This window comes from Nocardioides sp. P4_G10 (genome assembly GCF_056401175.1).
Genome location: NZ_JBFUJV010000010.1, coordinates 1 through 24,355 on the forward strand (window position 1 = coordinate 1; position 24,355 = coordinate 24,355).

Genomic DNA, 24,355 nt, shown 5'->3' on the forward strand with positions numbered 1-24,355 from the left:
CCGTGACTCCGTCGGCAGCCTGGCCACCGTGCGTCCCGGCGAGCTGAACCTGATGACCGCCGGTCGTGGGATCAGCCACACCGAGGTCTCCACGCCCGACACCACCACGCTCCACGGCGCCCAGCTCTGGATCGCGCTCCCCGACCACAGCCGCCATGTCGAGCCCCGCTTCGAGCACTTCGTCCCCGAGCCGGTCCGCGGACCGGGGTGGGAGGCCCGGGTCTTCATCGGGTCGCTGCTCGGCGCCACCTCGCCGGTCCACGTGCACACGCCGCTCCTCGGTGCCGAGATCATGCTGGCCCCGGGCAAGAGCCTCGAGGTGGACATCGACCCGTCGTTCGAGCACGGGGTGCTCCTCGACGTCGGCGCGATCGACGTCGACGGCCAGGAGCTCGCGCCCAGCGACCTCGCCCACGTCCCGCACGGCAGGTCGACCATCGCCGTGACGGCCCAGGAGGAGGCCCGGCTCCTGCTCCTCGGTGGCCCGCCCTTCGGTGAGCCGATCGTGATGTGGTGGAACTTCATCGGCCGGAGCCACGACGAGATCGCCGCCTACCGCCAGGAGTGGCAGGACCAGATCATGGTGGGCGAGCACGGCGACGTCGTCGCCGACGGACGTGAGGTCGCCGAGGGCCGGTTCGGCACGGTCGACCTCGGCATGCAGCCCATCCCCGCGCCGGTGCTGCCCAACGTGCGGCTCAAGGAACGGCACTGAGCGGCGCCGGCCCCGTGGTCGGCGCCGACGGGATCGCGCGCTGCCCCTGGGGCGCGGGCGACCCCGTCAACCTCGCCTACCACGACACCGAGTGGGGGCTGCGCGTCGACGGCGAGGCGGCCCACCTCGAGCGGCTGACGCTGGAGGCCTTCCAGTCGGGCCTGTCGTGGCGCACGATCCTCGACAAGCGGGACAACTTCCGCTCCGCGTTCGCCGGGTTCGACGCCGACGCGGTGGCCGCCTTCGACGACCGCGACGTGGAGCGGCTGATGGGCGACGCCGGCATCGTCCGCAACCGCCGCAAGGTCGACGCGGCGATCACCAACGCCCGTGCCACCGTCGTGCTGCGCGAGCAGGGTGGGCTGGAGGCGTTCATCTGGTCCTTCCGGCCCGAGCCGGGTCCGGCGCCGCGCACCACCGTCGACGTGCCCACCACCTCGGCCGAGTCGGTCGCGCTGTCCAAGGCACTCAAGAAGGCGGGCTTCGCCTTCGTGGGTCCGACGACGATGCACGCCCTGATGGAGGCCGTCGGCCTGGTCGACGACCACCTCGAGGGGTGCCACCGGCGCGGGTGCGCCGGCTGACCTTGCTCGGGGTCAGGCGGGCTTGCGCCACACCGAGACGTGGCTCTCGCTGTCGTTGGTGAAGGGCGCCCCGTGCCAGTCCGCGACGCGGCGCTCCAGCTCCATCCCGGCGAGCTGGGCCATCAGGTCGCACTCGGCGGGCCAGATGTAGCGGAAGTTGCTCTCGCCGTAGGTGACGGTGCCGTCGTCGCGCCGGTGGTAGTGATGGGACGTGCCCTGCTGCGTGGTCATGTCGTAGGTGTCGAACCCGACGTGGCGACGCCCGACGTGGAACGGCACCGCGGCCTGGCCGGGCGGGAAGCGCCGGATGCCGGGCACCCACAGCTCGACCACGAAGCGGCCACCCGGCGCGAGGTGGCGAGCAGCGTTGCGGAAGCACGCGACCTGCTCGGCCTGCGTGCGCACGTTGCCGATGCTGTTCCAGACGACGTACACGAGGTCGAACTCGCCGTCGACGCAGGTCGTGGCCATGTCACCCACCGCGACGGGGATGTCCGCCTGCTTGCGGTGGAGCTCGTCCGTCATCGGCTGCGACAGCTCGATACCCGCGACCCGGACGCCGCGCTCGGCCAGAGGGATCGCGACCCGCCCGGTGCCGATGGCCATCTCGAGGGCGCCACCGTCGCCGGCGAGCGCGGCCAGGAAGTCGACCGCCGGGTCGAGGACCTCCGGCGCGAACATGAAGGCCGAGCCCTCGTCGTACGTCGCCGCGGTCTCGGCGTCCCAGTAGTCGCTGCTCGTCATGCCGGCCACGCTGCACCACCGGGGCGGTGTGGGCCACCGAATTCCACCACTGCCGCGCGTCCCGCTCAGTCCGTAGGCTGCCCGTCCATGACGCGCGTGCACGCCTTCTCCGCCGACGACGCCCTCACCGACCTCGACGCCACGGGCCTCGTCGAGGCGCTCCGCTCCGGCCTCGTGTCGGTACCGGAGGTCGTCGAGGCCGCGATCGCCCGCACCGAGCAGGTCGACGCCGCTCTCGGCGCCGTGGCGTACGCCGCCTACGACCGCGCCCGGGAGGAGTCCCGGCACCCGCGCGGAGGCTGGTTCGCGGGCGTCCCGACGTTCGTCAAGGACAACGTCGACGTCGCCGGCATGCCGACCCAGCACGGCTCGGACGCGTTCAGCGCCCAGCCGCAGGCGGCCGACGGCGACTTCGCCCGGATGTACCTCGCCACCGGGCTCATCCCGCTCGGGAAGACGCAGCTCTCGGAGTTCGGCTTCTCCGGCGCCGCCGACCACGTGCGCCTCGGGCCGGTCCGCTCCCCGTGGAGCCCCGACCACTACGCCGGCGCGTCGTCCGCGGGCTCCGCCGCCCTCGTCGCCGCCGGTGCGGTGCCGATCGCGCACGCCAACGACGGCGGCGGCTCGATCCGGATCCCCGCCGCGGTCAACGGGCTCGTGGGCCTCAAGCCCACCCGCGGTCGCCTGGCCCAGGACCGGATGATGCGCGACATGCCGGTGCGGATCGTCTCCGACGGTGTCCTGACCCGCAGTGTCCGCGACACCGCCGCGTTCTACCGCGAGGCCGAGAAGGTCTGGCGCAACCCGCTCCTCGCGCCGGTCGGCGACGTCACCCGCCCGAGCCGGGCCCGGCTCCGCATCGCGGTCGTCACCGAGGGGATCGGCCGCTCGTGCAGCCCCGAGGTGCGGGAGCTGACGCTGCGCACGGCCGCCCTGCTCGAGCGGCTCGGCCACCACGTCGAGGAGGTCGACAACCCGGTGCCGGACAGCTTCCCCGAGCACTTCGTCCGCTTCTGGTCGATGCTCGCGCTGGTCATCGCCCGCCGGGGCAAGAAGGACTTCGGCCCCACCTGGGACCCGACCAAGCTGGACAACCTGACCCTCGGCCTGGCCCGGCACGCCGCGCGCAACCTGCACAAGCAGCCGTACTCGATCGCCGTGCTCCGTGGCTCGCAGAAGCTCGCGGCGCGGCACCGGGCGTCGTACGACATCACCCTGACGCCCACCCTCGCGACCGAGACGCCACGCGTCGGCCACCTGCGCCCCGACCAGGACTACGACGAGATCATGAACCGGCTGATGGCGTGGGTGGCGTTCACACCGCTGCAGAACGCGACCGGCGAGCCGGCCGTCTCGCTGCCCCTCGCCACCACTGCCGCCGGGCTGCCGCAGGGGATGATGCTCGCCGCCGGAGCAGGTCGCGAGGCACGCCTGCTGGGGCTGTCGTACGAGCTCGAGGAGGCCGTCGGATGGCCTCGGATCCAAGCGTCCTGATCGGCGTCCTGATGGGCGTCCTGAACGACCGGATCGGGGGGAGGAGCAGCCGATTTTTCAACACGGCGGGCCGTGTGTATCGTTCTCCGTCGTTGCCCCTTTAGCTCAGTCGGCAGAGCGTCTCCATGGTAAGGAGAAGGTCTACGGTTCGATTCCGTAAAGGGGCTCTGGGTCGGATCTCCTCCGGGAAGTCCGTCCTCCGCGGCGGGGTAGCTCAGGTGGTTAGAGCACACGGCTCATAATCGTGGTGTCGCGGGTTCGAGTCCCGCCCCCGCTACCACCAAATCGCAGCAGCCCCCGCACCACTCGCAAACCCAAGGATCTCCTCATGGCCAGCAAGAGCTCTGACGTTCGCCCCAAGATCACGCTCGCGTGCACGGAGTGCAAGGAGCGCAACTACATCACCAAGAAGAACCGTCGCAACGACCCGGACCGGATCGAGCTGAAGAAGTTCTGCCCGCGCGACCGCCGGCACACGATCCACCGCGAGACCCGCTGACGTCGTTCTTCGTCACACCCGACCCGTCCGAGCACTCGGACGGGTTGTCGTGTTTGTAGGCTCGGCCCCATGCCCGTCGACCCCTCGCTGGTGGGGCGCGCGTTCCCCGCACCGGCGCCCCTGTCCGTGACCCCCGAGCGGGTCAACGCCTTTGCCGCCTCCGTCGGCCACCCCGGCGCCGAGGGTGGGGCGGTCCCGCCGACCTTCCCGATCGTGCTGGCCTTCGACGCGATGCAGGCCTTCCTCGATGCCGAGGCGATCGACCTGCACCGGATCGTCCACGGCGAGCAGCGCTTCGCCTACGTGCGCCCCCTGGCCGTCGGCGACGAGCTCAGCGCGACGCTGACCGTCACCGGCCTCCGCCAGATCGGCGGCGCCGACATCATCGCCACGACCAGCGAGATCACCGACGCCACTGGCGCGGTCGTCTGCACCGGCAAGGCCACCCTCGTCCACTCGTCCGGAGGTGCCGCATGAACGCCGGTGACGTCCTCGAGACGTTGACCTTCACGGTCACTCGCGCCGACCTCGTCGCCTATGCCGACGCCAGCGGCGACCACAACCCGATCCACCAGGACGAGGACGTCGCGCGCAGCGTCGGCCTCCCCGGCGTGATCGCCCACGGCATGTACACCCTCGCGCTCGTCGGCCGCGCGGTCGCCGAGTGGACCGGCGGCGCCGAGGTCGTCGACCTCGGGTCGAAGTTCACCAGCCCCGTCGTCGTACCCGCCGAGGGTGGCGCCGACGTGGTCGTCGGCGGCACCGTGAAGTCGGTGGCCGACGGCCTGGTCACGCTCGCGCTCGAGGTGACGTGCGAGGGCAAGAAGGTGCTCGGCATGCCCAAGGCCGTGGTGCGCGAGGCCACCGTCCGTGCCTGACCTGCGCGACCACACCACCCTGCGCCTGGGTGGCCCCGGCCGCGAGTGGGTGCGCGCCACCACCGAGGCCGAGCTGGTCGCCGCGGTGACCGATGCCGACGCCGCCGGCACGCCCGTGCTGCTGCTGGCGGGCGGCTCCAACCTCGTCGTCGCCGACGCCGGGTTCGACGGCCTGGTCGTGGAGGTCGCCACCACCGGCGTCGACGCCGACACCGACACCTGCGACGTCGACGCCCTCGCCCAGTGCGGGGGAGTCGTGCTCACGGTGGCGGCCGGTGAGGACTGGGACGAGCTGGTCGCGCACGCCGTCGACCAGGGGTGGGCGGGCATCGAGGCGCTCTCCGGGATCCCCGGGGCGGTCGGCTCGACCCCCATCCAGAACGTCGGCGCCTACGGGCAGGACGTCTCCCAGACCATCGCTCGCGTCCGCACCTGGGATCGCGTCGACCGCACCCAGCGCACCTTCGCCGCCGCCGACTGCGGCTTCGGCTACCGCCACAGCCGCTTCAAGGCCGAGCCCGGGCGCTACGTCGTGCTCGAGGTGACCTTCCAGCTGCGACAGGGCGACCTGTCCGAGCCCGTGGCCTACGCCGAGCTCGCCCGCACCCTCGGTGTCAGGGCTGGTGAGCGCGCCCCGCTGCAGGCCGTGCGCGACGCGGTGCTGGCGCTGCGCTCGGGCAAGGGCATGGTGCTCGACGCCGACGACCACGACACCTGGAGCGCCGGGTCGTTCTTCACCAATCCGTTCCTGACGCCGGACCAGGCCGCGGCGCTGCCGGAGGACGCCCCGCGGTGGGAGCAGGCCGACGGCACCGTCAAGTCGAGCGCCGCGTGGCTGATCGAGCACGCCGGCTACGGCAAGGGCTACGCCAGCCCGGCCGCGGGGGAGCGGGTGCGGCTGTCCACCAAGCACACCCTCGCCCTCACCAACCGCGGCGGCGCCACCACCGAGGAGCTGCTCGCCCTCGCCCGGGAGTTGCGCGACGGGGTGCGCGAGCGCTTCGGCGTCACGCTCGTGAACGAGCCGGTGACGGTCGGCTGCTCCCTCTGACCTCTGCGGGTCAGGCGAGCCACGCGGCGATGTCCCGCTGGGCCGCGGCCACGACGTCGGACGGCGCCTGGGAGGCCGTGAACGACATCTCCGCCAGCCGGGCCAGCGTCGCGTCGTCGAGGTCGTGCGCGGCGCGCATCGTGGCGTACTGGCCGGCGAGGCGGGAGCCGAAGAGCAGCGGGTCGTCGGCGCCCAGGGCGACCGTCGCGCCCGCGGCGAGGAGCTGGGGCAGCGGGACCGACGTGAGGTCGCTGTAGACGCCGAGCGAGACGTTGGAGACCGGGCACACCTCCAGCGCGACGCCGGACTCGACGAGCCGGTCGAGCAGCGCCGGGTCCTCCACGCTGCGGACGCCGTGCCCGAGCCGGTGGGCGCCGAGGCCGTCGAGGCACTGCCGGACGTGGTCGGGTCCGCGCAGCTCGCCGCCGTGCGGCACGAGCAGCAGGCCGGCCCGGTCGGCGATCCGGAAGGCGCCCTCGAAGTCCGCGGTGCGGCCGCGGCGCTCGTCGTTGGAGAGCCCGAACCCGACGACACCCCGTCCGGCGTACTGGGCGGCCAGGCGTGCGAGCGTACGGGCGTCGAGCGGGTGGCGGGTGCGGTTGGCAGCGATCACCACCGCCATGCCGAGCCCGGTGCGCTCCGACGCGTCGCGCACGCAGTCGAGGACCAGGTCGGTGAACTCGGTGATCCCGCCGAACCTCGCCGCGTAGCCGCTCGGGTCGACCTGGATCTCCAACCACCGGCCGCCGTCCCGGACGTCGTCCTCGGCCGCCTCGAGCACGAGACGTCGTACGTCGTCGGGCGTGCGCAGCACCGAGCGCGCCACGTCGTAGAGGCGCTGGAACCGGAACCAGCCCTTCTCGTCGGCGGCGCTGAGCTGCGGCGGCCAGTCCTCGACCAGCGAGTCGGGCAGCACGATGCCGTCGCGCTCGGCCAGCTCGAGCAGCGTGCCGTGGCGCATCGACCCGGTGAAGTGGAGGTGGAGGTGCGCCTTGGGGAGCCGCGACACCTCGCGACGCGACTCCGCACCCTCCGCCGGCCCCGCCCCCGCACCTGCCATGCCCGCATCGTAGGGGGACGCGGTGTCCCTCCCCGCGCCCGGTGGGGTGCCTCGGTTCGACTGGGACTGGGACTGCCCCGTATGCTTCCGGACTGGTGGTTTCGCCACATGCTTCGGCATGCCCCCAGTGATGGGGATGGAACCACCGGAGGGCACTAGCTCAACTGGCAGAGCATCGGTCTCCAAAACCGAAGGTTGGGGGTTCAAGTCCCTCGTGCCCTGCGAGGAACACTGCACAGCAACAACGAGAAGGTGGATGACGTGGCTGACGGCAACGCGGTTCAGGACCGGCGCGACTCGCGCGGCGACGACCGTGGGCGCACCAGCCCCGCCACGTTCCTGCGCCAGGTGGTGGCCGAGCTCCGCAAGGTGGTGTGGCCCACCCAGCAGCAGCTGATCACCTACTTCTTCGTCGTTCTGGTCTTCGTCGTCGTGGTGATGGCGCTCGTGACGGTCCTCGACCTGGCTTTCGGAAAGCTGGTCTTCGAGGTCTTCACCGGTGGCGGCAGCGTCCAGTGACGACGGGGGAGACAGTTCCCCGCCCCCCGCTACGAACTACGGAGTGAGACGTGTCTGAGAACAATGACGTGGACCAGGTCGACGACCAGGTCGAGTCCGTCGACGAGGCGACCCCGGAGGACGCCGTCGAGGACGTCGTCGAGGACACCCCCGCCGACGAGGACGTGACCGACGAGGTCACCGAGGACGTGGCCGACGAGGCTGACGACGAGTCCGCCGAGGACGACGCTGACGAGGACGCCGCGGAGGCCTCCGCCGAGGAGAACGACCCGCTCGAGGCGTTCCGCCGCGAGCTGTGGGCCAAGCCCGGCGACTGGTTCGTCGTGCACACCTACTCCGGCATGGAGAAGCGGGTCAAGCACAACCTCGAGAACCGCATCATCTCCCTCAACATGGAGGACTACATCCACGAGATCGTGGTCCCCACCGAGGAGGTCGCGGAGATCAAGAACGGCCAGCGCAAGATGGTCACCCGCACCGTCCTGCCCGGCTACGTCCTGGTCCGCATGGACCTCACCGACGAGTCCTGGTCCGCCGTGCGCCACACGCCGTCGGTCACCGGCTTCGTGGGCCACAGCCACCAGCCCGTGCCTCTGAGCATGAGCGAGGTCGAGGACATGCTCGCGCCGGCCGTCGTGGCCGTCGCCGAGGCCGAGGCCGCCGCGTCGGGCGAGAAGGGTGCGTCCACCACGCCCCGCAAGCCGGTCGAGGTCGCCGACTTCGACGTCTCCGACTCGGTCATGGTCGTCGACGGGCCGTTCGCCACGCTCCACGCGACGATCACCGAGATCAACGCCGAGTCGCAGCGCGTCAAGGCGCTCGTCGAGATCTTCGGCCGCGAGACGCCGGTCGAGCTCAGCTTCAGCCAGATCCAGAAGGTCTGACGATTTCCGTCGGTCCGCTCTCCGGGCCGACAATGAACGAGCGACAACCCGTGGCAGGGGGCAGGTGCCCTCGTCATGACCACACGAGAGAAAGTAGAAGGCAATGCCTCCCAAGAAGAAGATCGCCGCACTCGTCAAGGTGCAGCTGCAGGCCGGTTCGGCCACCCCGGCCCCGCCGGTCGGTACGGCGCTCGGTCCGCACGGCGTCAACATCATGGACTTCTGCAAGGCCTACAACGCCCAGACCGAGTCCATGCGCGGCAACGTGATCCCCGTCGAGATCACCATCTACGAGGACCGCACGTTCGACTTCATCACCAAGACCCCGCCGGCCGCCGAGCTCATCAAGAAGGCTGCCGGTCTGTCCAAGGGTTCTGGCGTCCCGCACAAGGACAAGGTCGGCAAGCTGACCAAGGACCAGGTCCGCGAGATCGCGACCACCAAGCTGCCCGACCTCAACGCCAACGACATCGACGCGGCCATGAAGATCGTCGAGGGCACTGCGCGCTCGATGGGCGTCACGACCGACTGAATCCCTGTGGGAGAGCCGCGCTGGCTCGCTGACCACATCCTTCGCACCACAGAAACGAGAAGACTATGCAGCGCAGCAAGACCTACCGCGCGGCCGCCGAGACGTTCGACATGGACGAGCTCTACGCGCCGCTGGCCGCCATCAAGATCGCCAAGGGTGGCTCCAAGAAGAAGTTCGACGAGACCCTCGACGTCGTCATGCGCCTGGGTGTCGACCCGCGCAAGGCCGACCAGATGGTCCGCGGCACCGTCAACCTCCCGCACGGCACTGGCAAGACCGCCCGTGTCCTCGTGTTCGCCAACGCCGACAAGGCCGACGCTGCCCGTGAGGCCGGCGCCGAGTTCGTCGGTGGCGACGAGCTGATCGAGAAGGTCGCCGGCGGCTGGCTCGACTTCGACGCCGTCGTCGCGACGCCCGACATGATGGGCAAGGTCGGCCGCCTCGGTCGCGTCCTCGGCCCGCGCTCGCTCATGCCGAACCCGAAGACCGGCACGGTGACCCCCGACGTCGCCAAGGCCGTCACGGACATCAAGGGCGGCAAGATCGAGTTCCGCGTCGACCGCCACTCGAACCTGCACTTCATCATCGGCAAGGCGTCCTTCTCCGAGGCCCAGCTCGCGGAGAACTACGCCGCCGCCCTCGAGGAGGTGCTGCGTCTCAAGCCGGCCAGCTCCAAGGGCCGCTACATCAAGAAGATCACCGTCTCCACGACGATGGGCCCCGGCATCCAGGTCGACCCCAACCGCGTGAAGAACGTCGCGTCGGAGGACGAGGCCGTCCAGGCCTGATCCACCACGCACCGCTCGGCCCGGTCGCCCCTCGGGGGCGGCCGGGCCGTTCTGCGTCCCGACCGCGTGCCCTCCTGCCGTTTGGCTGCGGGGCCATCGGGTAGAACGTCAGTGGCACACCTGCCGCAGACAGCCTCGTACAACCGTCGTACCACTCGTTCCAGGAGACACACATGCGCGTCCCGTCCCTCGCCCGCCGCCTCGGCTCCGCCGCCCTGGTGCTGACCATGGGGGTCGGGCTCGCCGCGTGCAGCGACGACTCCGGTTCCACCGACTCCTCGAGCTCGGCCACGGACGAGAGCACCGAGGACGCCACGACGACCGACGACGGCGCCGACGAGAGCGAGGAGCCGGCCGAGGCCTCGCTCGCCGAGCTCTCCGCCGACGACTTCTACCCGGCGGTCATGGACGCGATGCGCGGGGCGGAGACCTTCGCCTTCGAGACCACCTCGGGCTCTGCCGGCCAGACCCAGACCATGACGGGCGAGGCCCGCTTCGGCGACGACGGCGTCGAGATGAAGGCCTCCAGCACCGGCGCCCAGGCCATGGAGATGATCCTGGTCGGCAAGGCGATGTACATGAAGTCACCGGAGCTCGGCACGGGCGACAAGTGGCTCAAGATCGACCTGAGCGACCCGAACTCACTCTTCGGGATGATCGGCAAGGCGACCGATCCCGAGGTCATGTTCAAGGCCATGGAAGCGCCGAAGAAGCTCGAGCTCGTGGGAGCCGAGGACGTCGACGGGGTCGAGACCAACCACTACCGGATCACCCTCGACCCGAATCAGTACCTCAAGGCCATGGAGTTCCCGGCCGCGATGGCCGACATGCTGCCCGACGAGCTGGTGACCGAGATGTGGGTCGACGCCGACGACCTGCCGCGCAAGTTCACGCAGACCATGGAGATCCCGGCGGCGGGCGGCGGCAAGCCGACCACCACGACCACCGAGGGCACCTACTCCGACTTCGGCACCGACGTCGAGATCGAGGCGCCCCCGACCAGCGAGGTCACCGAGCAGCCCGGGATGTGAGCGACGGCGGGCGGGGCGCCCGGGAGGTCAGTCCCGGAAGATCCGCTCGTCGATCAGCTGCTCCTTGACCTCCGCGCCCTCGGGCTCGTAGCGGCCCTGGTCGAAGCGGGTGCGGTACTGCAGCACCGCCCCGTCGCGACCGAAGCGGTTCTTCTCGAGCGTCAGGATGGCGTACTCCCGGAACCGCTCGGCGTTGCCGAGGTCGTAGGTCAGGTGGTGGCGCGCGACGATGTCGAACTTGTTGTTGAGCACCAGCACGACGTCGGCCTCGTAGGCCAGGGCGCTCGACCCGCGCAGGTCGTTGGCGCGCATCCGCTTGCCCGAGCGCAGGGCGTCCTTCTCGGCCGCGGCGATCGCGAGGACCGGGGCGCCGATGTCGATGGCGAGGTCCTTGAGGCCCTCGACGATCTCGGTGGTGCTGGACTCCTCGTCGGGGTGGCTCGACTTCACCTTCTGCAGGTAGTCGACGATCACGAGCGGCGTCGAGCCCGACAGCTCGCGCACCGCCACGATCGCGGCCTGGATCGCGGCGAGGTCGGTGCGCGATCCCGTCGAGCGGTGCACGAAGAGCATCTCGGAGTACTGCGCGACCCGGGTCAGCGCCTCGACGCCGGCGGGGACCGTCTCGAGGCGGTGCTCGAGCGAGCTCACCCAGAGGTCGTCGAAGATCGACCGGATGCTGGTGATCCGCACCTGGTCGGAGTCGTCGAGCTCGCCCGCCTCCATGGCGATGAGCTTCTGCGTCAGGTCCTCGGCGTCGTGCTCGTAGGAGAAGTAGAGGACCGGGCGGCCGGTGGCGGCGTTGTTGCGGGCGACCTGCAGCGCGAACGTCGACTTGCCGAGGCCCTGCGGCCCGGCGAGCAGCACGAGGGAACCGGCTCGCATCCCGCCGCCGATCAGGGGGTCGAGGCCCCCGAAGCCGGTCTTCCAGAGGCGTCCGGCGGCGTTGCGTCCGGTGAGCATGCGTTCGTCGCTGCGGGCCAGGGAGGCACCGACGGTCATGAGCTGGTGATCCACGGGGCCATTGCACCAGTGTTGGGCGACCGGCGTAGGAGGATTGGCTGGTTTTGCAGGACGGCTCCGCCGATTTGTCTCGTCCGCGCCCCGACGCGTACTGTTCCATCTCGAAACCAGAGACCGCAGGTTGTCACGAGCTCCTCGCCCGTGACTGAAGGTCCGCAGCAGCGGACGGCCGGCGCAGGATTTCAGAGCAGCGGCCTTCGCCGCATCCACGCCCTGAGCCTGTGCTCAGGGCGTTCCGTCTTTGTGGGCCGGACGCCGGTGGTCAACCCCGGAAGGAGACCCATGGCGCGGGCAGAAAAGACTGCCGCCGTCGCGGAGATCGTTGACTCGTTCAACGACTCGGCCGGCGCTGTACTGACCGAGTACCGCGGGCTCACCGTGAAGCAGCTGCAGGACCTGCGGCGTGCCCTCGGCGAGAACGCCAACTATGCCGTGGTCAAGAACACGCTGGCCAAGATCGCCGCCACCGAGGTGGGCATCGAAGGCTTCGACGACCTGCTGACCGGCCCCACCGCCATCGCCTTCATCAATGGAGACGTGGTCGAGGCCGCCAAGGGTCTGCGTGACTTTGCCAAGGCGAACCCCGCCCTTGTGATCAAGGGTGGAGTCCTGGACGGCAAGCCGCTCGACGCTGCCGAGGTGGCCAAGCTGGCCGACCTCGAGTCGCGCGAGGTGCTGATGGGCAAGCTGGCGGGCGCCATGCTCGCGAGCCTCTCCCAGGCCGTCTACCTGCTCAACGCGCCGATCGCCCAGGCCGCCCGTCTCGCGGGTGCGCTCCAGGCCAAGGCCGAGCAGGACCCCTCGATCCTCGCAGGTGGTGCCGGTACTCCGGCTGCTCCGGCTGCCGAGGACGCCCCGGTCGAGGAGGCCCCCTCTTCGGAGGAGGCCGCCGAGCCCGAGGCGACCGACGAGGCAGCCGAGCCGGCCGCCGAGTCCACCGACGCCTGACCAGGCCGACGTACACCACCTGAAACCCGGCGCAGTCGCACACCGCGACAGCGCCACAGACGAAAGGTTTGCCATCATGGCGAAGCTCAGCACCGACGAGCTCCTTGACGCGTTCAAGGAGATGACCCTCATCGAGCTCTCCGAGTTCGTGAAGCAGTTCGAGGACACCTTCGGCGTGACCGCCGCTGCCCCCGTCGCCGTGGCCGCCGCCCCGGCCGCCGGTGGTGCCGCTGGTGGCGACGCCGCCGCCGAGGAGAAGACCGACTTCGAGGTCGTCCTCGAGGCCGCCGGCGACAAGAAGATCAACGTCATCAAGGAGGTGCGCGCCCTGACCTCCCTCGGCCTGAAGGAGGCCAAGGACCTCGTCGAGGCCGCGCCCAAGACGATCCTCGAGGGCGTCGACAAGGCTGCCGCGGACAAGGCCAAGGAGGCCCTCGAGGCCGCCGGCGCCACCGTCACCGTCAAGTGACGACCTGCTGGCCCTTGGGCTAGCACCCGCTGCTCCGCAGCAACCGTCGAAGGGCGGTCACCCCGGTCCGGGGTGACCGCCCTTCGTCATGCGCGCGACCCTTCTCCTGCGGTCCCCGGACCATTACAGTGAGCACTTCTGATGCGTATCACGAGATGAGTTGCTCCATGCGCAACAAGCGATCAGCCGCCACGCTCATCCGGCTCCTCGAGCACGCTCGCTACGAGGTCCTGCCGACAGCCTCCACGGAGGAGAAGGTGCTCGAGCACCTGCCACGCGACCGCGTGGTCACGGTGACGGCATCGCCGGGCAAGGGCCTGGAGGCGACCTTCGACCTCGCCGAGCGCCTCACCGGCCACGGCTACGTCGTGGTGCCCCACCTCGCGGCGCGGATGGTCACCGGCCGGACCGAGCTCCAGGAGATCGCGGACCGGCTCGTCGGCAAGGGCATCAGCCGGGTCTTCGTGCCCGGTGGCGACGCCGAACCGGCGGGCGACTATCCCGACGCGCTCGCGCTGCTGCAGGACCTCCGCGAGATCGGGTCACCGTTCGCCCACGTCGGCATCACCGGCTACCCCGAGTCCCACCCGACGATCAACGACGACCTCACCGTCCAGTCGATGTGGGACAAGCGGCACTACGCCACCCACATCGTCAGCAACCTGACCTTCGACCCCACCCTCGTCCGCGACTGGATCCGCCGGCTCCGCAACCGCGGTGTGGCCATGCCGCTGCTGCTCGGCATCCCGGGGCCGGTCGAGCGCGCCAAGCTGCTCGGCATGGCCACCCGCATCGGGGTGGGGGAGTCGACGAAGTTCCTCGCCAAGAACAAGGGGCTGTTCGCCCGGCTCGCGGCACCCGGTGGGTTCACCGGCGAGAGCTTCCTGGAGAAGTGCGCACCGGCCCTGGGCGAGGAGGGTGCGCTCGTCGAGGGCCTCCACGTCTTCACCTTCAACCAGATCGGCGAGACCGAGGCCTGGCGCACCGACCTGCTCCGTCGGCTCGGCGACTAGCGCACGAGGTCGGCGAGCGCCTGCTCGAGGCCGTGGTCGCCCGTCGCCACCACGGTGAGCGGCAGCCCGAGGCTCTCCGCCGCCTCGGCGGCCTGGGCGCGGAGCTCCCCGTCGGGCTCCTGGGCCAACCAGACGACGCGCGTGTAGTGGCCGAAGTAGGTGTCGCGGAGCTCGGGGTGGCGGTCGAGGCCCAGCTCCTGGATGACGGTGCGGTCGAACGACCGGACGAGGAAGTCGGTCAGGAGATAGGTGCCCGGCTGCTCGTCGAAGAACCGCTCGAGGCGCGACTGCCCGGCGAAGACGTCGTAGCAGTGCAGCCCCGGAAGCCGCTGGATCCCGAGGTCGTCGCAGACGCCGTCGAGGGCGCCGTACGTCCCGCAGTCGGCGTAGCCGACGACGACGCGACCGTAGGACGGCCCCAGCCTGGCGGCCAGAGCGCGCACCTGGTCGGCGATCCGGTCCGGGTGGTTGTGCAGGAGCGGGGGAAGGGGGTGGACGTCGACGGGCCAGCCGCGCCGCGCGACGACCGCGGCCGCCGGCTGGGCGATCGCGCCGCACGCGATCAGTGCCACGCGGCCCTCAGGGAGGGCCTCAGGGATTGAACGAGAGCTGGTCGACGAAGGCGTCGTTGAAGCCGGGACGGTCGGAGAGCTCGACATAGGTCACCTCCTCGAGCAGCGCCCGCGCCCCGGCCCGCTCGCGCACCGAGAGGAGCGCCATCTTGGCGCCCTCGCCGGCGACGTTGCCCGCGGCGACGATCCGCAGGACGGGCAGGCGGGGGACCAGGCCGATGCGGACGGCCGATGCGGGGGAGAGGTAGCTGCCGAACGAGCCCGCGAGGAGCACCTGCTGCACGTCGCGGTGCTCGAGGCCGAGCTCCTCGAGGAGCAGGGACCAGCCGGTGGAGATGGCTGCCTTGGCGAACTGCAGCTCGCGCACGTCGCGCTGGGAGAGGTAGACGCACTCGGCCGTCTCGGCGTCAGGCGTGGGCCGGTGCAGGATGAACACCCGCTCCTCGCCGATCCTCGACATCCGGTCGGCGAGGGCGGGGGCGATGCCCTTGGCGTCCTCCTCGGGCACCAGCCGCCCCGTGGCGTCGAGGAGGCCGACGCGGACGAGCTCGGCGACCGCGTCGACCAGGCCGGAGCCGCACAGCCCCCGGGGCTCGACGTCGCCGATGACCTGCAGCGTGACGGCGGGGTCCTCGCCCTCGGCGTGGGGGTCGACCTTGACGACCTCGATGGCGCCGTCGGCGGCCCGCATGCCGCACCGGATGGCCCCGCCCTCGAACGCCGGACCGGCGGGCGCGGCCGTGGACAGGATGGTCTCCCCGTCGCTGAGCACGATCTCGCAGTTGGTGCCGACGTCGATGAACAGCCGGGTGCGCTTGTCGCGGTCCATCCCGCTGGCGAGCATGCCCGCGACGATGTCGCCACCGACGTAGGCGCCGAGGGCGGGGAAGAGGAAGGCGCGCGCCCGCGGGTGCAGGCTCAGGCCCAGCTCGGAGGCGAGGACCGACGGCGGCTGCGCGGCCGACATCACGAACGGGGCGACGCCGAGCGGCTCGGGGTCGATGCCGAGCGCGAGAGCCGTCATCGTCGCGTTGCCGGCGACGGCCACCTCGTAGACGTGCGCGGGGTCCACCCCGGCCTCGCGGCACACCTCCGCAGCCAACGAGGACAGCGTGCTGCCGGCGAGCTGCTGCAGGCGCCCGAGGGCCTCGGGATCCATCATCGTGGCGCTGATCCGGGTGATGACGTCGCCGCCGAAGGGCTGCTGGGCGTTGAGGGCCGAGGCGACGGCAAGCGGGGTGCCGGTGCCGACGTCGAGGAGCGTGCCGACGACCGTCGTGGTGCCGAGGTCGAACGCGATGGCGTAGCGCGCACCCGTGGTGTCGCCGGGCTCGACGTCGACGAGGGCCTCGTCGAGGATGACCGCGGTGACCTTGAAGTCGGCCGCTCGCAGCACCGTGGACAGCCGGCGCAGCACGTGGAGGTCGGCAGTGAGCTCGAGGTCGTCGATGGCGTCGGTGAGGCGTACGAGGTCGGTGCGCTGGTCGGCGAGGGTGGCCTCGTCGAGCTCGACGTAGCGCTTCTGGAGGGCCGGGCGCAGGATCACCTGACGCCCGATGCCGACGGTCGCGGCCTTGGGCCTGGTGGTCAGCGGAGGGACCTCGACGGCGAGGTCGCGGGTCGCGTGGAGCAGGCAGCCGAGGCGCCAGCCCTCGGCGAGCTGCGCCGCGGTGAAGGTGCGCACGTCGTGGCGGGTGATCGGGGTCGCGGTGTCGGAGGTGACCCGGATGCGGCACTTGTGGCAGGTGCCGTGGCCGCCGCAGGTGGAGTCGATCGCGATGCCGTTCCACGACGCGGCGTCGAAGACGGTCACCCCGGGCGGCACGCGGACGTCGCGCAGCGCCGGCGGGACCTCCGCCCCGTCCTCGGCCTTGGTCATGACGGTGAACGCGAGGGCGACCCGGCCGGTCCCGTCGTGGGCTGCGGGCTCGGCGCCCGGCCTCTCGATGAGGCCCTCGCGGGCCACGTCGGCGAGCGAGAAGTCGGGCCCGTCGGGAGGCCCGCTCATAGCGCTGCGCGGTGGGCTGGAGTCACGGGGTCCCCGCGGCGTTGTCCGGGGGAGCGCAGCGGCGGAGGAGAACGTCGTGGGGTGTCTTCACGCTCGCTCGGCCTCCTGCTTCGCCCGGTGCGCGGTGATCCACGCCATGCCCCAGTCGTCGTGGCCGAGGAACACGTCGGCCGCCTTGACCGCCTCGACGACGTGGGGCGTGCGGGCGTCCATGATCGCGCTCGTCAGCCCCGAGGTCATCGCCATGGGGAGCCACGTGCCGTTGAGGGTGTGCCGGCCCGGCATCCCGAAGGAGACGTTGGAGGCGCCGCAGGTCATGTTGACGCCGAAGTCGTCGCGGATGCGTCGCATCACCTCGAAGGTCACCAGGCTCGTGCTGGTGTCGGCCCCGATGGGCATGGCCAGGGGGTCGATGACGATGTCGGCCTGCGCGATGCCGTACTCCTGCGTGGCGACGCGGACGATCTTGCCGGTGAGCTCGACGCGCTTGTCGGCCTCCATCGGGATCTCGTCGTGGTCGTTGGGCAGGGCGATGATCGCCGCGTCGTACTTCTTGACCAGCGGCAGGATCGCCGCCATGCGGTCGTCCTCGGCGGTGATCGAGTTGACCAGCGCACGGCCCTGGTAGACCGAGAGGCCGGCCTCGAGCGCCTCGACGACCGAGGAGTCGATGCAGATCGGGAGGTCGGTCAGCTCCTGGACCATCTGGATCGCCTTGGCCAGCAGCTCGGGCTCGTCGGTGAGCGGGACGCCCATGTTGATGTCGAGCACGTCGGCGCCGCCCTCGACCTGCGCCTTGACGTCGCGCTCGATCGCCGAGAGGTCGCCGTCGCGGAGCTGCTGCTGGAAGATGCGGCGCCCGGTGGGGTTGATCCGCTCGCCGATGAGGGTGAAGCGCGTGTCGTGCCCGATGACCACCTCGCGGGTGGCCGAGCGCAGGACCGTGCGCAGCGGCTCGGCGGGGCTCACGCTGGCACCTTGGTGCGCTTGGCCTCGATCAGGCTCTTGGCGCGCTTGACGGTCTGGGAGGCGTCGGCGGCGTAGCCGTCGGCCCCGACCGCGTCGGCGTACTCCTGGGTGACGGGTGCGCCGCCGACCATCACGATCACCTCGTTGCGGATGCCGGCCTTCTCGAGGGCGTTCATGTTGGCCTTGAACATCGGCATGGTGGTGGTGAGGAACGCCGAGAAGCCGACGATGTCGGGCTGGTGCTCCTCGATCGCCGCCACGAACTTCTCCGGGGCCACCTGCACGCCGAGGTCGATCACCTCGAAGCCGGCGCCCTCCAGCATGATGTTGACGAGGTTCTTGCCGATGTCGTGGACGTCCCCCTTCACCGTCCCCATCAGGAACTTGCCGACGGTCGCCACGCCCGTCTCGGCCAGCAACGGCCGGAGCCGCTCCATCGCGCCGGCCATGGCGCGCCCGGCGATGAGCATCTCCGGCACGAAGAAGTCACCGCGCTCGAACCGCGCACCGACCTCCTCCAGCGAGGGGATCAGGGCGTCGAAGAGCAGCGTCTGCGGCTCCATGTCGAGGCCGAGGCCCTCGTTGGTCAGCTCGAGCACACGCGGGGCGTTGCCCACGAGGGTCTCGTCGTAGAGGGCCTGAAGGATGTCCTCGGGGGTCATGCGACCACCTCCTGGGTGCGGGCAGCTCGGTGTGCGGGGTCGGTGTGGGCGGGACCGCGAAGCAGCGTGGACAGCGCGGTGGACTGGTCGAGCAGGTGGCGTCCGAGCTCGTCGAGCCGCTCGGCCAACCGGGCCGTGGGGCCCGAGATCCCGAGCGAGGCGACGACGTCGCCGCGGAGGCCGAAGACCGGGACGGCGATGCCGGTGAGCCCGATCTCCAGCTCGTCCTCGGTGACGGTCCAGCCCCGGTCGCGGGCGCGCCGGCCGTCACGGCGTACGGCGTCGGCGTCCGGCAGCGTCGCCGGGGTGAGCTGCTCCAGCTCGCCCTCGGGGAGGTCGAGCGCGCCCCAGGCGAGGAGCACCTTGCCGAGCGCGGAGCAGTGGGCGGGGACGTCGATCTCGGTCCAGTCGCGGGTGCCGAGGAGGTAGGTCGAGTCGATCTGGGCGACCTGGACCACCCGGTCGCCACGGGCGACGCTGAGGTGGACCGTCTCCCCGGTGTCGGAGCCGATGCGCTCCATGACCGGGCGGGCCAGCCGGACCAGCTCGTCCCACGGATCGTGCCGTGCGGCGTAGAGCCAGAACAGCCGGCCGGCGACGTAGGACCCGGAGCCGACGCGCTCCAGCAGCCCCGACCGCTCGAGGGCGGCGAGCAGCCGCGAGGTCGTCGACTTCGCCAGCCCGCTCGCGTCCTGGAGCTCGGCGAAGGACATCGGCTCGTCGGCGTGGACGACCGTCGCGACGAGGTCGGCGGCGCGGTCCAGTGCTCGCGTCCCGGTGGCGGACTCGCTCACGGACGGCTCCTTCGGTCGAGGGGTTCACAGGCGTTCCATGATGTGGAACCGTGGTTCCACATCATGAGGCTAGAAGCCGCCGCGAGCCGAGGTCAAGGGGTCAGCGGAGTCGAGCCGCGAGCGACCCAGGAGGTCCCGTGTTCCGCAACGCGATGCCGCGCTACGAAGTTCTGTCCCAGGAGGCGATGGCCACCCTCGACAAGGGGTGGCGGCGGCTGATGACCGAGATCGGCGTCGAGTTCATGGACGACCGCGCGCTCGAGCTGTTCCGCAAGGCCGGCCAGCGGGTCGAGGACAACACGGTCTTCCTCGATCCCGACTTCGTCCTCGAGCAGGTCGCCAAGGCGCCGCGCGAGTTCGACGTGCAGGCCCGCAACCACGACAACGACATCCACATCGGCGGCGACTCGATGGCGTTCGGCGCGGTCTACGGTCCGCCGTTCGTGCGCCAGGGCGACGTACGACGCGACGCGACGATGGACGACTTCCGGAACTTCACCAAGCTCGCCCAGTCGTTCGCGGTGCTCGACTCGGCCGGCGGCGTCATCTGCGAACCCAACGACACTCCGCTCGACAGTCGGCACCTCGACATGACCTACGCGCTCCAGACGCTGACCGACAAGATCTACATGGGCAACGTGGTCTCGGGGGTCAACGCCGCGGACACCATCGCGATGAGCTCGATCCTCTTCGGGTCCCGCGAGGCGATCGAGGAGACCCCGGCGACGATCTCGCTGATCAACTGCAACTCGCCCCTGCGCTGGGACGACCGGATGCTCGAGGCGCAGTTCGAGTACTCCGGTGCCGGCCAGCCCGTCGTGCTGACCCCCTTCATCCTGATGGGCGCGATGTCGCCGGTGACCATCCCGGCGGCCCTGGTGCAGCAGATCGTCGAGGCCCTGTCGGGGATCGCGCTTTCGCAGCTGATCCGTCCCGGGACCCCGGTGATCTTCGGGTCGTTCCTGTCCAACATCGACATGCAGTCGGGTTCGCCGACCTTCGGCACTCCGGAGTCCGGGCTCGGGCTGCTCTGCACCGGTCAGATCGCGCGGCACTTCGGGCTGCCGTTCCGCACCGGCGGCGGCCTGACCTCCTCGCAGGTGGCCGACGCGCAGGCCGGCTACGAGGCGCTGATGACCCTGATGCCGACCTTCCTCGCCGGCGCCAACTGGGTGATGCACTCCGCCGGCTGGCTCGAGGGCGGCCTGGTGGCGGGCTACGAGAAGTTCATCGTCGACATCGAGCTGCTCCAGATGCTGCGCCACGAGTTCACCCCGCTCGAGATCGACGAGGCCTCGATGGCCTTCGACGCACACCAGGAGGTCGGCCACGGTGGCCACTTCCTCGGCGCGATGCACACGATGGAGCGCTTCCGCACCTGCTTCTACCGGCCGCTGCTCTCGTCGTCGGAGAACTACGAGCGGTGGATGCGCAACGGCGGTCACGACGCCAACCACCGGGCCCAGGTCACGTACCAGAAGACGCTCGAGGACTACGAGCAGCCCGCGCTCGACGACGCGATCCGCGAGGAGCTCGAGGACTACGTCATCCGCCGGCGCGCCGAGCTCGGCGACTGACCGCCGCGGTCGGACGACCATAAGTCGGACGCGCACGCGGGGCGTACACGTGGGTAGGCGGACGACAGCCACTTCTGGTCGTCCGACGCGCCGCGGCTGCGGGGCGATGACCAGCGGGGTCAGCTGAGGCCGAGGATCGTCCCGTCGTCGGCGAGGTCGATGCGCGCGGCCGAGGGGTCCCGGGGCAGGCCAGGCATGGTCATCATGTCGCCGCAGACCACGACGACGAACCCGGCGCCGGCGGAGAGGCGTACCTCGCGCACGTGCAGCTCGTGACCCGACGGCGCACCCAATGACGTGGGGTCGGTCGAGAAGGAGTACTGGGTCTTGGCGACGCAGACCGGGAGCCCGGCGTAGCCGTCGCGCTCGATGCGCAGCAGCCGGCGGCGGGCCTTGGCGTCCCACGTGACCTGCCCGGCGCCGTAGAGCCGGGTGGCGATCGCCTCCACCTTGGCCGTCAGCGAGAGGTCGTCGTCGTAGGTGAAGGAGAACTCGTACGGCGACGGCTGCGCGAGCGAGGCGAGCACGCCCTCGGCGAGGTCCTTCGCGCCGTTGCCGCCGTCGACGAAGTGCGTCGCGGGGAAGGCGCGGACGCCCTCCTCGGCCACGAGCTCGACCACCCTGGCCACCTCCCGGTCGGTGTCGGTGGGGAAGCGGTTGACCGCGACGACGGCGGGGATGCCGTAGACGTCGCGGATGTTGGCGAGGTGGCGGCGCAGGTTGACCATGCCGGCCTCGACCGCGGCGACGTCCTCGGTGCCGAGGTCCGCGAGCGGCACGCCGCCGTGGTACTTCAGGGCGCGCACCGTCGCGACCACGACGGCCACGTCGGGCCGCAGGCCGGACTTGCGGCACTTGATGTCGACGAACTTCTCCGCCCCCAGGTCGGCGCCGAAGCCGGCCTCGGTCACGACGATGTCGGCCAGCCGTAGTCCCGCGCGGGTCGCCATCACCGAGCTGCAGCCGTGGGCGATGTTGGCGAACGGGCCGCCGTGCACGAAAGCAGGGGCCCCCTCGAGCGTCTGCACGAGGTTGGGTGCCAGCGCGTCGCGGAGCAGGGCTGCCATCGCGCCGTGCGCACCCAGGTCGCGCGCGGTGACGGGCTTCGTCGAGCGGTCGTAGCCGATGACGATGTCACCGATGCGGCTCTTGAGGTCGGCCCAGGACTCGGTCAGGCAGAAGATCGCCATCAGCTCGGAGGCCACCACGATGTCGAAGCCGTCCTCGCGGGGGAAGCCGTTGGCGTGGCCACCCATCGCCACGACGACCTCGCGCAGGGCGCGGTCGTTGGTGTCGAGCACGCGCTTCCACGTCACGCTGCGGACGTCGATGTCGAGCTCGTTGCCGTGGTGGACGTGGTTGTCGATGAGGGCCGCGAGCAAGTTGTTGGCCGCGGCGATCGCGGCGAAGTCGCCGGTGAAGTGCAGGTTGATGTCGGTCATCGGCACGACCTGGCTCCAGCCGCCGCCGGCCGCACCGCCCTTCATGCCGAAGACGGGCCCCATGGACGGCTCGCGCAGGCAGGCGACCGTCCGGTGGCCCAGGCCGTGGAGCGCGTCGGTGAGCCCGACGGTGGTGGTCGTCTTGCCCTCGCCCGGCGGGGTCGGGGACAGCGCGGTGACGAGGACCAGCTTGCCGAGGGGGCGGTCGGCCAGGGAGGTGAGGTAGCCGATGTCGACCTTCGCCTTGTAGTGGCCGTAGGGCACGAGGTGGTCCTCGCCGATCCCGAGCGTCTCGTCCGCGATCTCGCGGATGGGCCGCAGGACGGCGGCGTTGGCGATCTCGATGTCGGACTGCATGGTGCTCCTTCGGGTGGTTGCCAACGGGGTCAGCGGAAGACGACGGTGCGATCGCCGTTGAGCAGGACACGTGACTGCGCGTGCCAGCGCACGGCGCGGGACAGGACCTGTGCCTCCACGTCGCGTCCTGCCGCGACGAGCTGGTCCTGGTCGTAGCCGTGGTCCACGCGCAGGACGTCCTGCTCGATGATCGGTCCCTCGTCGAGGTCGGCGGTGACGTAGTGCGCCGTCGCGCCCACCAGCTTGACCCCGCGGTCGAAGGCCTGGTGGTAGGGCCGGGCGCCCTTGAAGCTCGGCAGGAACGAGTGGTGGATGTTGATCGCGCGTCCGGACAGCCGTCGGCACAAGTCGTCGGACAGCACCTGCATGTAGCGGGCCAGCACGACGAGGTCGCTTCCCGTGGAGTCCACGATCTCCATGAGCTGGTCCTCGGCGTCGGACTTGGTCGCCGACGTCACGGGGACGTGGTGGAAGTCGATGCCGTACGACCGGACGAGCGGACCGGCGTCGGGGTGGTTGGAGACGACGGCCGGGATCTCGATCTGCACCGCCCCCGTGCTGGCGCGGAAGAGCAGGTCGTTGAGGCAGTGCAGGTGTTTCGACACCATGATGAGCGTCCGGTATGGCGCGTCCGCCGCCCACAGCTCGAAGTGCATGCCGAACCTCTGGGCGGTGTCGGCGAACGCCTCGCGCAGGGGAGCGGGGTCGGTCGGGGTGGCGGTGGTGAAGGAGATCCGCATGAAGAAGCGGCTGGTCAGCCGGTCGCCGAACTGCTGGCTCTCGACGATGTTGGCGCCGTGCTCGACGAGGTAGCCGCTGACGGCGTGGACGATCCCCGGACGGTCGGGGCAGGACAGGGTCAGGACGAAGTCGCTCACGCCGCCTCCGATCAATGTTGCGCTTGACGAAACAGAGTTTGCGATACGCAACAGCTGCTGCGCTAGTGTCGCGTCATGCGCAACAGCGACGAGACGGGCTCCGGAGGCGGCGGCGTCCAGTCCGTCGACCGTGCGCTGAGCATCCTGGAGGTGCTGGCGCGCACCGGTGAGGCCGGGGTCACCGAGATCGCGAGCCAGCTCGGCGTCCACAAGAGCACGGCGTTCCGCTTGATGGCGACCCTCGAGTCGCACCGCCTGGTCGAGCAGACGGGTGACCGCGGGCGCTACCGGCTCGGTGTCGGCATCCTCCGCCTGGCCGGCGCCACCACGGCGCGGCTCGACCTCGTGCAGGAGGCGCGTCCGATCTGCCGTCAGCTCGCCGCCGACACCGGCGAGACGGTCAACGTCGCGGTGCTCGCCGACGGGTCCGCGCTCTACCTCGACCAGGTGGCCGGCACCTCGGCCCTGCAGCCCCACAACTGGGTCGGCCAGCACATCCCGTTGCACGCGACCAGCAACGGCAAGGTCCTCCTGAGCGGCCTCGACGAGGCGGAGCTCGAGCAGGCGCTCGGCGCGCTGACGACGTACACCGCCCAGACGATCACCGGGCTCCCGCAGCTGCGCGACGAGCTCGCCCGGGTGCGCGATCAGGGCTACGCCGTCGCGATCGACGAGCTCGAGGTCGGGCTGACGGCCGTGGCGGCCCCGGTCCGCAACGCCCACGGGGACGTGGTGGCGTCGATGAGCGTGTCGGGACCGTCGTTCCGCCTCGGTCCGGACCGGATCGACGAGGTCATCACCCTGCTCGAGGAAGCCGCCGGTGAGGTGTCGCACCGGCTCGGCTGGGGTCATCGATAGTCGGCA

Annotated in this window: 27 protein-coding genes and 3 tRNA genes; 20 read left to right on the forward strand and 10 right to left on the reverse strand. The window is 70.7% G+C overall.

What is annotated here, in order from left to right; genetic code table 11:
- Both AC1DP1_RS12040 and AC1DP1_RS12045 read left to right on the forward strand, forming a co-directional pair.
- Window positions 1-715: pirin family protein (locus AC1DP1_RS12040; protein WP_477507055.1), on the forward strand; the 715-nt coding region annotated here is incomplete at its 5' end.
- 14 nt (window positions 716-729) lie between these two features.
- Window positions 730-1,299, forward strand: coding sequence for a DNA-3-methyladenine glycosylase I (locus AC1DP1_RS12045; protein WP_477507056.1), 570 nt, complete (start codon window positions 730-732; stop codon window positions 1,297-1,299).
- Between the two features lie 12 nt (window positions 1,300-1,311).
- Here the strand turns inward: AC1DP1_RS12045 and AC1DP1_RS12050 are convergent, their stop codons facing one another.
- Window positions 1,312-2,043, reverse strand: coding sequence for a class I SAM-dependent DNA methyltransferase (locus AC1DP1_RS12050; RefSeq protein ID WP_477507057.1), 732 nt, complete (start codon window positions 2,041-2,043; stop codon window positions 1,312-1,314).
- An 87-nt stretch (window positions 2,044-2,130) separates the two neighbouring features.
- Here AC1DP1_RS12050 and AC1DP1_RS12055 point away from each other — a divergent pair, with 87 nt between their 5' ends.
- The 7 genes from AC1DP1_RS12055 to AC1DP1_RS12085 all read left to right on the forward strand — a co-directional run bounded on the left by AC1DP1_RS12055 (window position 2,131) and on the right by AC1DP1_RS12085 (window position 5,965).
- Window positions 2,131-3,537, forward strand: a complete 1,407-nt coding sequence (locus tag AC1DP1_RS12055; protein WP_477507058.1) for an amidase — start codon at window positions 2,131-2,133, stop codon at window positions 3,535-3,537.
- Between the two features lie 94 nt (window positions 3,538-3,631).
- Window positions 3,632-3,704: transfer RNA gene (locus AC1DP1_RS12060), tRNA-Thr, on the forward strand.
- Window positions 3,705-3,740: 36 nt separating this feature from the next.
- Window positions 3,741-3,817, forward strand: a tRNA-Met gene (locus AC1DP1_RS12065).
- A gap of 48 nt (window positions 3,818-3,865) precedes the next feature.
- A complete protein-coding gene (gene rpmG, locus AC1DP1_RS12070) occupies window positions 3,866-4,036 on the forward strand; it encodes a 50S ribosomal protein L33 (protein WP_056907127.1) in 171 nt (56 codons plus the stop codon).
- A 69-nt stretch (window positions 4,037-4,105) separates the two neighbouring features.
- Window positions 4,106-4,513 carry an FAS1-like dehydratase domain-containing protein gene (locus AC1DP1_RS12075; RefSeq protein ID WP_477507059.1) on the forward strand — a complete coding sequence of 136 codons (408 nt, stop codon included), beginning with the start codon at window positions 4,106-4,108 and terminating at the stop codon, window positions 4,511-4,513.
- On the forward strand, window positions 4,510-4,914 hold the full coding sequence (locus AC1DP1_RS12080) for a MaoC/PaaZ C-terminal domain-containing protein (RefSeq protein ID WP_477507060.1): 405 nt from the start codon (window positions 4,510-4,512) through the stop codon (window positions 4,912-4,914). The genes AC1DP1_RS12075 and AC1DP1_RS12080 overlap by 4 nt, the downstream gene beginning before the upstream one ends.
- Window positions 4,907-5,965, forward strand: a complete 1,059-nt coding sequence (locus AC1DP1_RS12085; protein ID WP_477507061.1) for a UDP-N-acetylmuramate dehydrogenase — start codon at window positions 4,907-4,909, stop codon at window positions 5,963-5,965. The genes AC1DP1_RS12080 and AC1DP1_RS12085 overlap by 8 nt, the downstream gene beginning before the upstream one ends.
- Window positions 5,966-5,975: 10 nt before the next feature.
- Here AC1DP1_RS12085 and AC1DP1_RS12090 read toward each other — a convergent pair whose 3' ends face one another.
- Entirely contained in the window at window positions 5,976-7,025 is a 1,050-nt protein-coding gene (locus AC1DP1_RS12090) for an adenosine deaminase (protein WP_477507062.1), read from the reverse strand.
- A gap of 149 nt (window positions 7,026-7,174) precedes the next feature.
- Here AC1DP1_RS12090 and AC1DP1_RS12095 point away from each other — a divergent pair.
- From AC1DP1_RS12095 to AC1DP1_RS12120, 6 genes are all read left to right on the forward strand, one after another.
- Window positions 7,175-7,247 (forward strand) — tRNA-Trp (locus AC1DP1_RS12095).
- Window positions 7,248-7,286: 39 nt separating this feature from the next.
- Complete coding sequence (secE, locus tag AC1DP1_RS12100; RefSeq protein ID WP_191194464.1) at window positions 7,287-7,544, forward strand: preprotein translocase subunit SecE; 258 nt, start codon at window positions 7,287-7,289, stop codon at window positions 7,542-7,544.
- A 50-nt stretch (window positions 7,545-7,594) separates the two neighbouring features.
- The gene (gene nusG / locus AC1DP1_RS12105; RefSeq protein ID WP_477507063.1) at window positions 7,595-8,428 is read left to right on the forward strand and encodes a transcription termination/antitermination protein NusG; all 834 of its coding nucleotides are present in this window, start codon (window positions 7,595-7,597) and stop codon (window positions 8,426-8,428) included.
- A 103-nt stretch (window positions 8,429-8,531) separates the two neighbouring features.
- Window positions 8,532-8,960, forward strand: a complete 429-nt coding sequence (gene rplK / locus AC1DP1_RS12110; RefSeq protein WP_056907132.1) for a 50S ribosomal protein L11 — start codon at window positions 8,532-8,534, stop codon at window positions 8,958-8,960.
- 65 nt (window positions 8,961-9,025) lie between these two features.
- A complete protein-coding gene (gene rplA / locus AC1DP1_RS12115; RefSeq protein ID WP_191194465.1) occupies window positions 9,026-9,748 on the forward strand; it encodes a 50S ribosomal protein L1 in 723 nt (240 codons plus the stop codon).
- Window positions 9,749-9,921: 173 nt separating this feature from the next.
- Window positions 9,922-10,779 carry an SCO4651 family lipoprotein gene (locus tag AC1DP1_RS12120; protein WP_477507064.1) on the forward strand — a complete coding sequence of 286 codons (858 nt, stop codon included), beginning with the start codon at window positions 9,922-9,924 and terminating at the stop codon, window positions 10,777-10,779.
- Window positions 10,780-10,806: 27 nt separating this feature from the next.
- Here the strand turns inward: AC1DP1_RS12120 and AC1DP1_RS12125 are convergent, their stop codons facing one another.
- The gene (locus tag AC1DP1_RS12125) at window positions 10,807-11,796 is read right to left on the reverse strand and encodes a DnaB-like helicase C-terminal domain-containing protein (RefSeq protein ID WP_477507065.1); all 990 of its coding nucleotides are present in this window, start codon (window positions 11,794-11,796) and stop codon (window positions 10,807-10,809) included.
- Between the two features lie 288 nt (window positions 11,797-12,084).
- On the opposite strand from AC1DP1_RS12125, the gene rplJ reads away from it, so the two are divergent.
- From rplJ to AC1DP1_RS12140, 3 genes are all read left to right on the forward strand, one after another.
- Complete coding sequence (rplJ, locus tag AC1DP1_RS12130; RefSeq protein WP_191194468.1) at window positions 12,085-12,750, forward strand: 50S ribosomal protein L10; 666 nt, start codon at window positions 12,085-12,087, stop codon at window positions 12,748-12,750.
- 76 nt (window positions 12,751-12,826) lie between these two features.
- Entirely contained in the window at window positions 12,827-13,219 is a 393-nt protein-coding gene (gene rplL / locus AC1DP1_RS12135; RefSeq protein WP_457185752.1) for a 50S ribosomal protein L7/L12, read from the forward strand.
- A 167-nt stretch (window positions 13,220-13,386) separates the two neighbouring features.
- Complete coding sequence (locus tag AC1DP1_RS12140; protein ID WP_457185754.1) at window positions 13,387-14,232, forward strand: methylenetetrahydrofolate reductase; 846 nt, start codon at window positions 13,387-13,389, stop codon at window positions 14,230-14,232.
- Here AC1DP1_RS12140 and AC1DP1_RS12145 read toward each other — a convergent pair.
- From AC1DP1_RS12145 to AC1DP1_RS12165, 5 genes are all read right to left on the reverse strand, one after another.
- Complete coding sequence (locus tag AC1DP1_RS12145) at window positions 14,229-14,804, reverse strand: DUF1638 domain-containing protein (RefSeq protein ID WP_477507066.1); 576 nt, start codon at window positions 14,802-14,804, stop codon at window positions 14,229-14,231. The genes AC1DP1_RS12140 and AC1DP1_RS12145 overlap by 4 nt on opposite strands.
- Window positions 14,805-14,823: 19 nt before the next feature.
- Window positions 14,824-16,812: an ASKHA domain-containing protein gene (locus AC1DP1_RS12150; RefSeq protein ID WP_477507067.1), complete on the reverse strand. Its 1,989-nt coding sequence runs from the start codon at window positions 16,810-16,812 to the stop codon at window positions 14,824-14,826.
- A gap of 87 nt (window positions 16,813-16,899) precedes the next feature.
- Entirely contained in the window at window positions 16,900-17,781 is an 882-nt protein-coding gene (locus AC1DP1_RS12155) for a dihydropteroate synthase (RefSeq protein WP_457185760.1), read from the reverse strand.
- Window positions 17,778-18,443 (reverse strand): corrinoid protein, encoded by a 666-nt coding sequence (locus tag AC1DP1_RS12160; protein ID WP_457185761.1) that lies wholly within the window; start codon window positions 18,441-18,443, stop codon window positions 17,778-17,780. Before AC1DP1_RS12160 ends, AC1DP1_RS12155 begins: the two co-directional genes overlap by 4 nt.
- A complete protein-coding gene (locus tag AC1DP1_RS12165; protein WP_300049513.1) occupies window positions 18,440-19,237 on the reverse strand; it encodes an IclR family transcriptional regulator in 798 nt (265 codons plus the stop codon). Before AC1DP1_RS12165 ends, AC1DP1_RS12160 begins: the two co-directional genes overlap by 4 nt.
- A 50-nt stretch (window positions 19,238-19,287) precedes the next feature.
- On the opposite strand from AC1DP1_RS12165, the gene AC1DP1_RS12170 reads away from it, so the two are divergent.
- Window positions 19,288-20,814 carry a trimethylamine methyltransferase family protein gene (locus AC1DP1_RS12170; RefSeq protein WP_477507068.1) on the forward strand — a complete coding sequence of 509 codons (1,527 nt, stop codon included), beginning with the start codon at window positions 19,288-19,290 and terminating at the stop codon, window positions 20,812-20,814.
- A 119-nt stretch (window positions 20,815-20,933) separates the two neighbouring features.
- Here the strand turns inward: AC1DP1_RS12170 and AC1DP1_RS12175 are convergent, their stop codons facing one another.
- Window positions 20,934-22,613: a formate--tetrahydrofolate ligase gene (locus tag AC1DP1_RS12175; protein ID WP_477507069.1), complete on the reverse strand. Its 1,680-nt coding sequence runs from the start codon at window positions 22,611-22,613 to the stop codon at window positions 20,934-20,936.
- Window positions 22,614-22,642: 29 nt separating this feature from the next.
- Window positions 22,643-23,491, reverse strand: coding sequence for a formyltetrahydrofolate deformylase (gene purU / locus AC1DP1_RS12180; RefSeq protein ID WP_457185768.1), 849 nt, complete (start codon window positions 23,489-23,491; stop codon window positions 22,643-22,645).
- Between the two features lie 75 nt (window positions 23,492-23,566).
- Between purU and AC1DP1_RS12185 the strand changes: the two genes are divergently transcribed.
- Window positions 23,567-24,349 (forward strand): IclR family transcriptional regulator, encoded by a 783-nt coding sequence (locus AC1DP1_RS12185; protein WP_477507070.1) that lies wholly within the window; start codon window positions 23,567-23,569, stop codon window positions 24,347-24,349.
- Window positions 24,350-24,355 lie beyond the last annotated feature (6 nt).

What these genes read in the sequence shown, in the direction of transcription:
- rplL (WP_457185752.1), top strand. Translation starts at nt 12,827, where the DNA reads ATGGCGAAGCTCAGCACCGACGAGCTCCTTGACGCGTTCAAGGAGATG.
- rplA (WP_191194465.1), top strand. Translation starts at nt 9,026, where the DNA reads ATGCAGCGCAGCAAGACCTACCGCGCGGCCGCCGAGACGTTCGACATG.
- AC1DP1_RS12120 (WP_477507064.1), top strand. Translation starts at nt 9,922, where the DNA reads ATGCGCGTCCCGTCCCTCGCCCGCCGCCTCGGCTCCGCCGCCCTGGTG.
- AC1DP1_RS12175 (WP_477507069.1), bottom strand. Translation starts at nt 22,613, where the DNA reads ATGCAGTCCGACATCGAGATCGCCAACGCCGCCGTCCTGCGGCCCATC.
- rplK (WP_056907132.1), top strand. Translation starts at nt 8,532, where the DNA reads ATGCCTCCCAAGAAGAAGATCGCCGCACTCGTCAAGGTGCAGCTGCAG.
- AC1DP1_RS12090 (WP_477507062.1), bottom strand. Translation starts at nt 7,025, where the DNA reads ATGGCAGGTGCGGGGGCGGGGCCGGCGGAGGGTGCGGAGTCGCGTCGC.
- AC1DP1_RS12055 (WP_477507058.1), top strand. Translation starts at nt 2,131, where the DNA reads ATGACGCGCGTGCACGCCTTCTCCGCCGACGACGCCCTCACCGACCTC.
- AC1DP1_RS12185 (WP_477507070.1), top strand. Translation starts at nt 23,567, where the DNA reads ATGCGCAACAGCGACGAGACGGGCTCCGGAGGCGGCGGCGTCCAGTCC.
- AC1DP1_RS12160 (WP_457185761.1), bottom strand. Translation starts at nt 18,443, where the DNA reads ATGACCCCCGAGGACATCCTTCAGGCCCTCTACGACGAGACCCTCGTG.
- AC1DP1_RS12150 (WP_477507067.1), bottom strand. Translation starts at nt 16,812, where the DNA reads ATGAGCGGGCCTCCCGACGGGCCCGACTTCTCGCTCGCCGACGTGGCC.
- AC1DP1_RS12140 (WP_457185754.1), top strand. Translation starts at nt 13,387, where the DNA reads ATGCGCAACAAGCGATCAGCCGCCACGCTCATCCGGCTCCTCGAGCAC.
- AC1DP1_RS12080 (WP_477507060.1), top strand. Translation starts at nt 4,510, where the DNA reads ATGAACGCCGGTGACGTCCTCGAGACGTTGACCTTCACGGTCACTCGC.
- rpmG (WP_056907127.1), top strand. Translation starts at nt 3,866, where the DNA reads ATGGCCAGCAAGAGCTCTGACGTTCGCCCCAAGATCACGCTCGCGTGC.
- rplJ (WP_191194468.1), top strand. Translation starts at nt 12,085, where the DNA reads ATGGCGCGGGCAGAAAAGACTGCCGCCGTCGCGGAGATCGTTGACTCG.
- AC1DP1_RS12075 (WP_477507059.1), top strand. Translation starts at nt 4,106, where the DNA reads ATGCCCGTCGACCCCTCGCTGGTGGGGCGCGCGTTCCCCGCACCGGCG.
- AC1DP1_RS12050 (WP_477507057.1), bottom strand. Translation starts at nt 2,043, where the DNA reads ATGACGAGCAGCGACTACTGGGACGCCGAGACCGCGGCGACGTACGAC.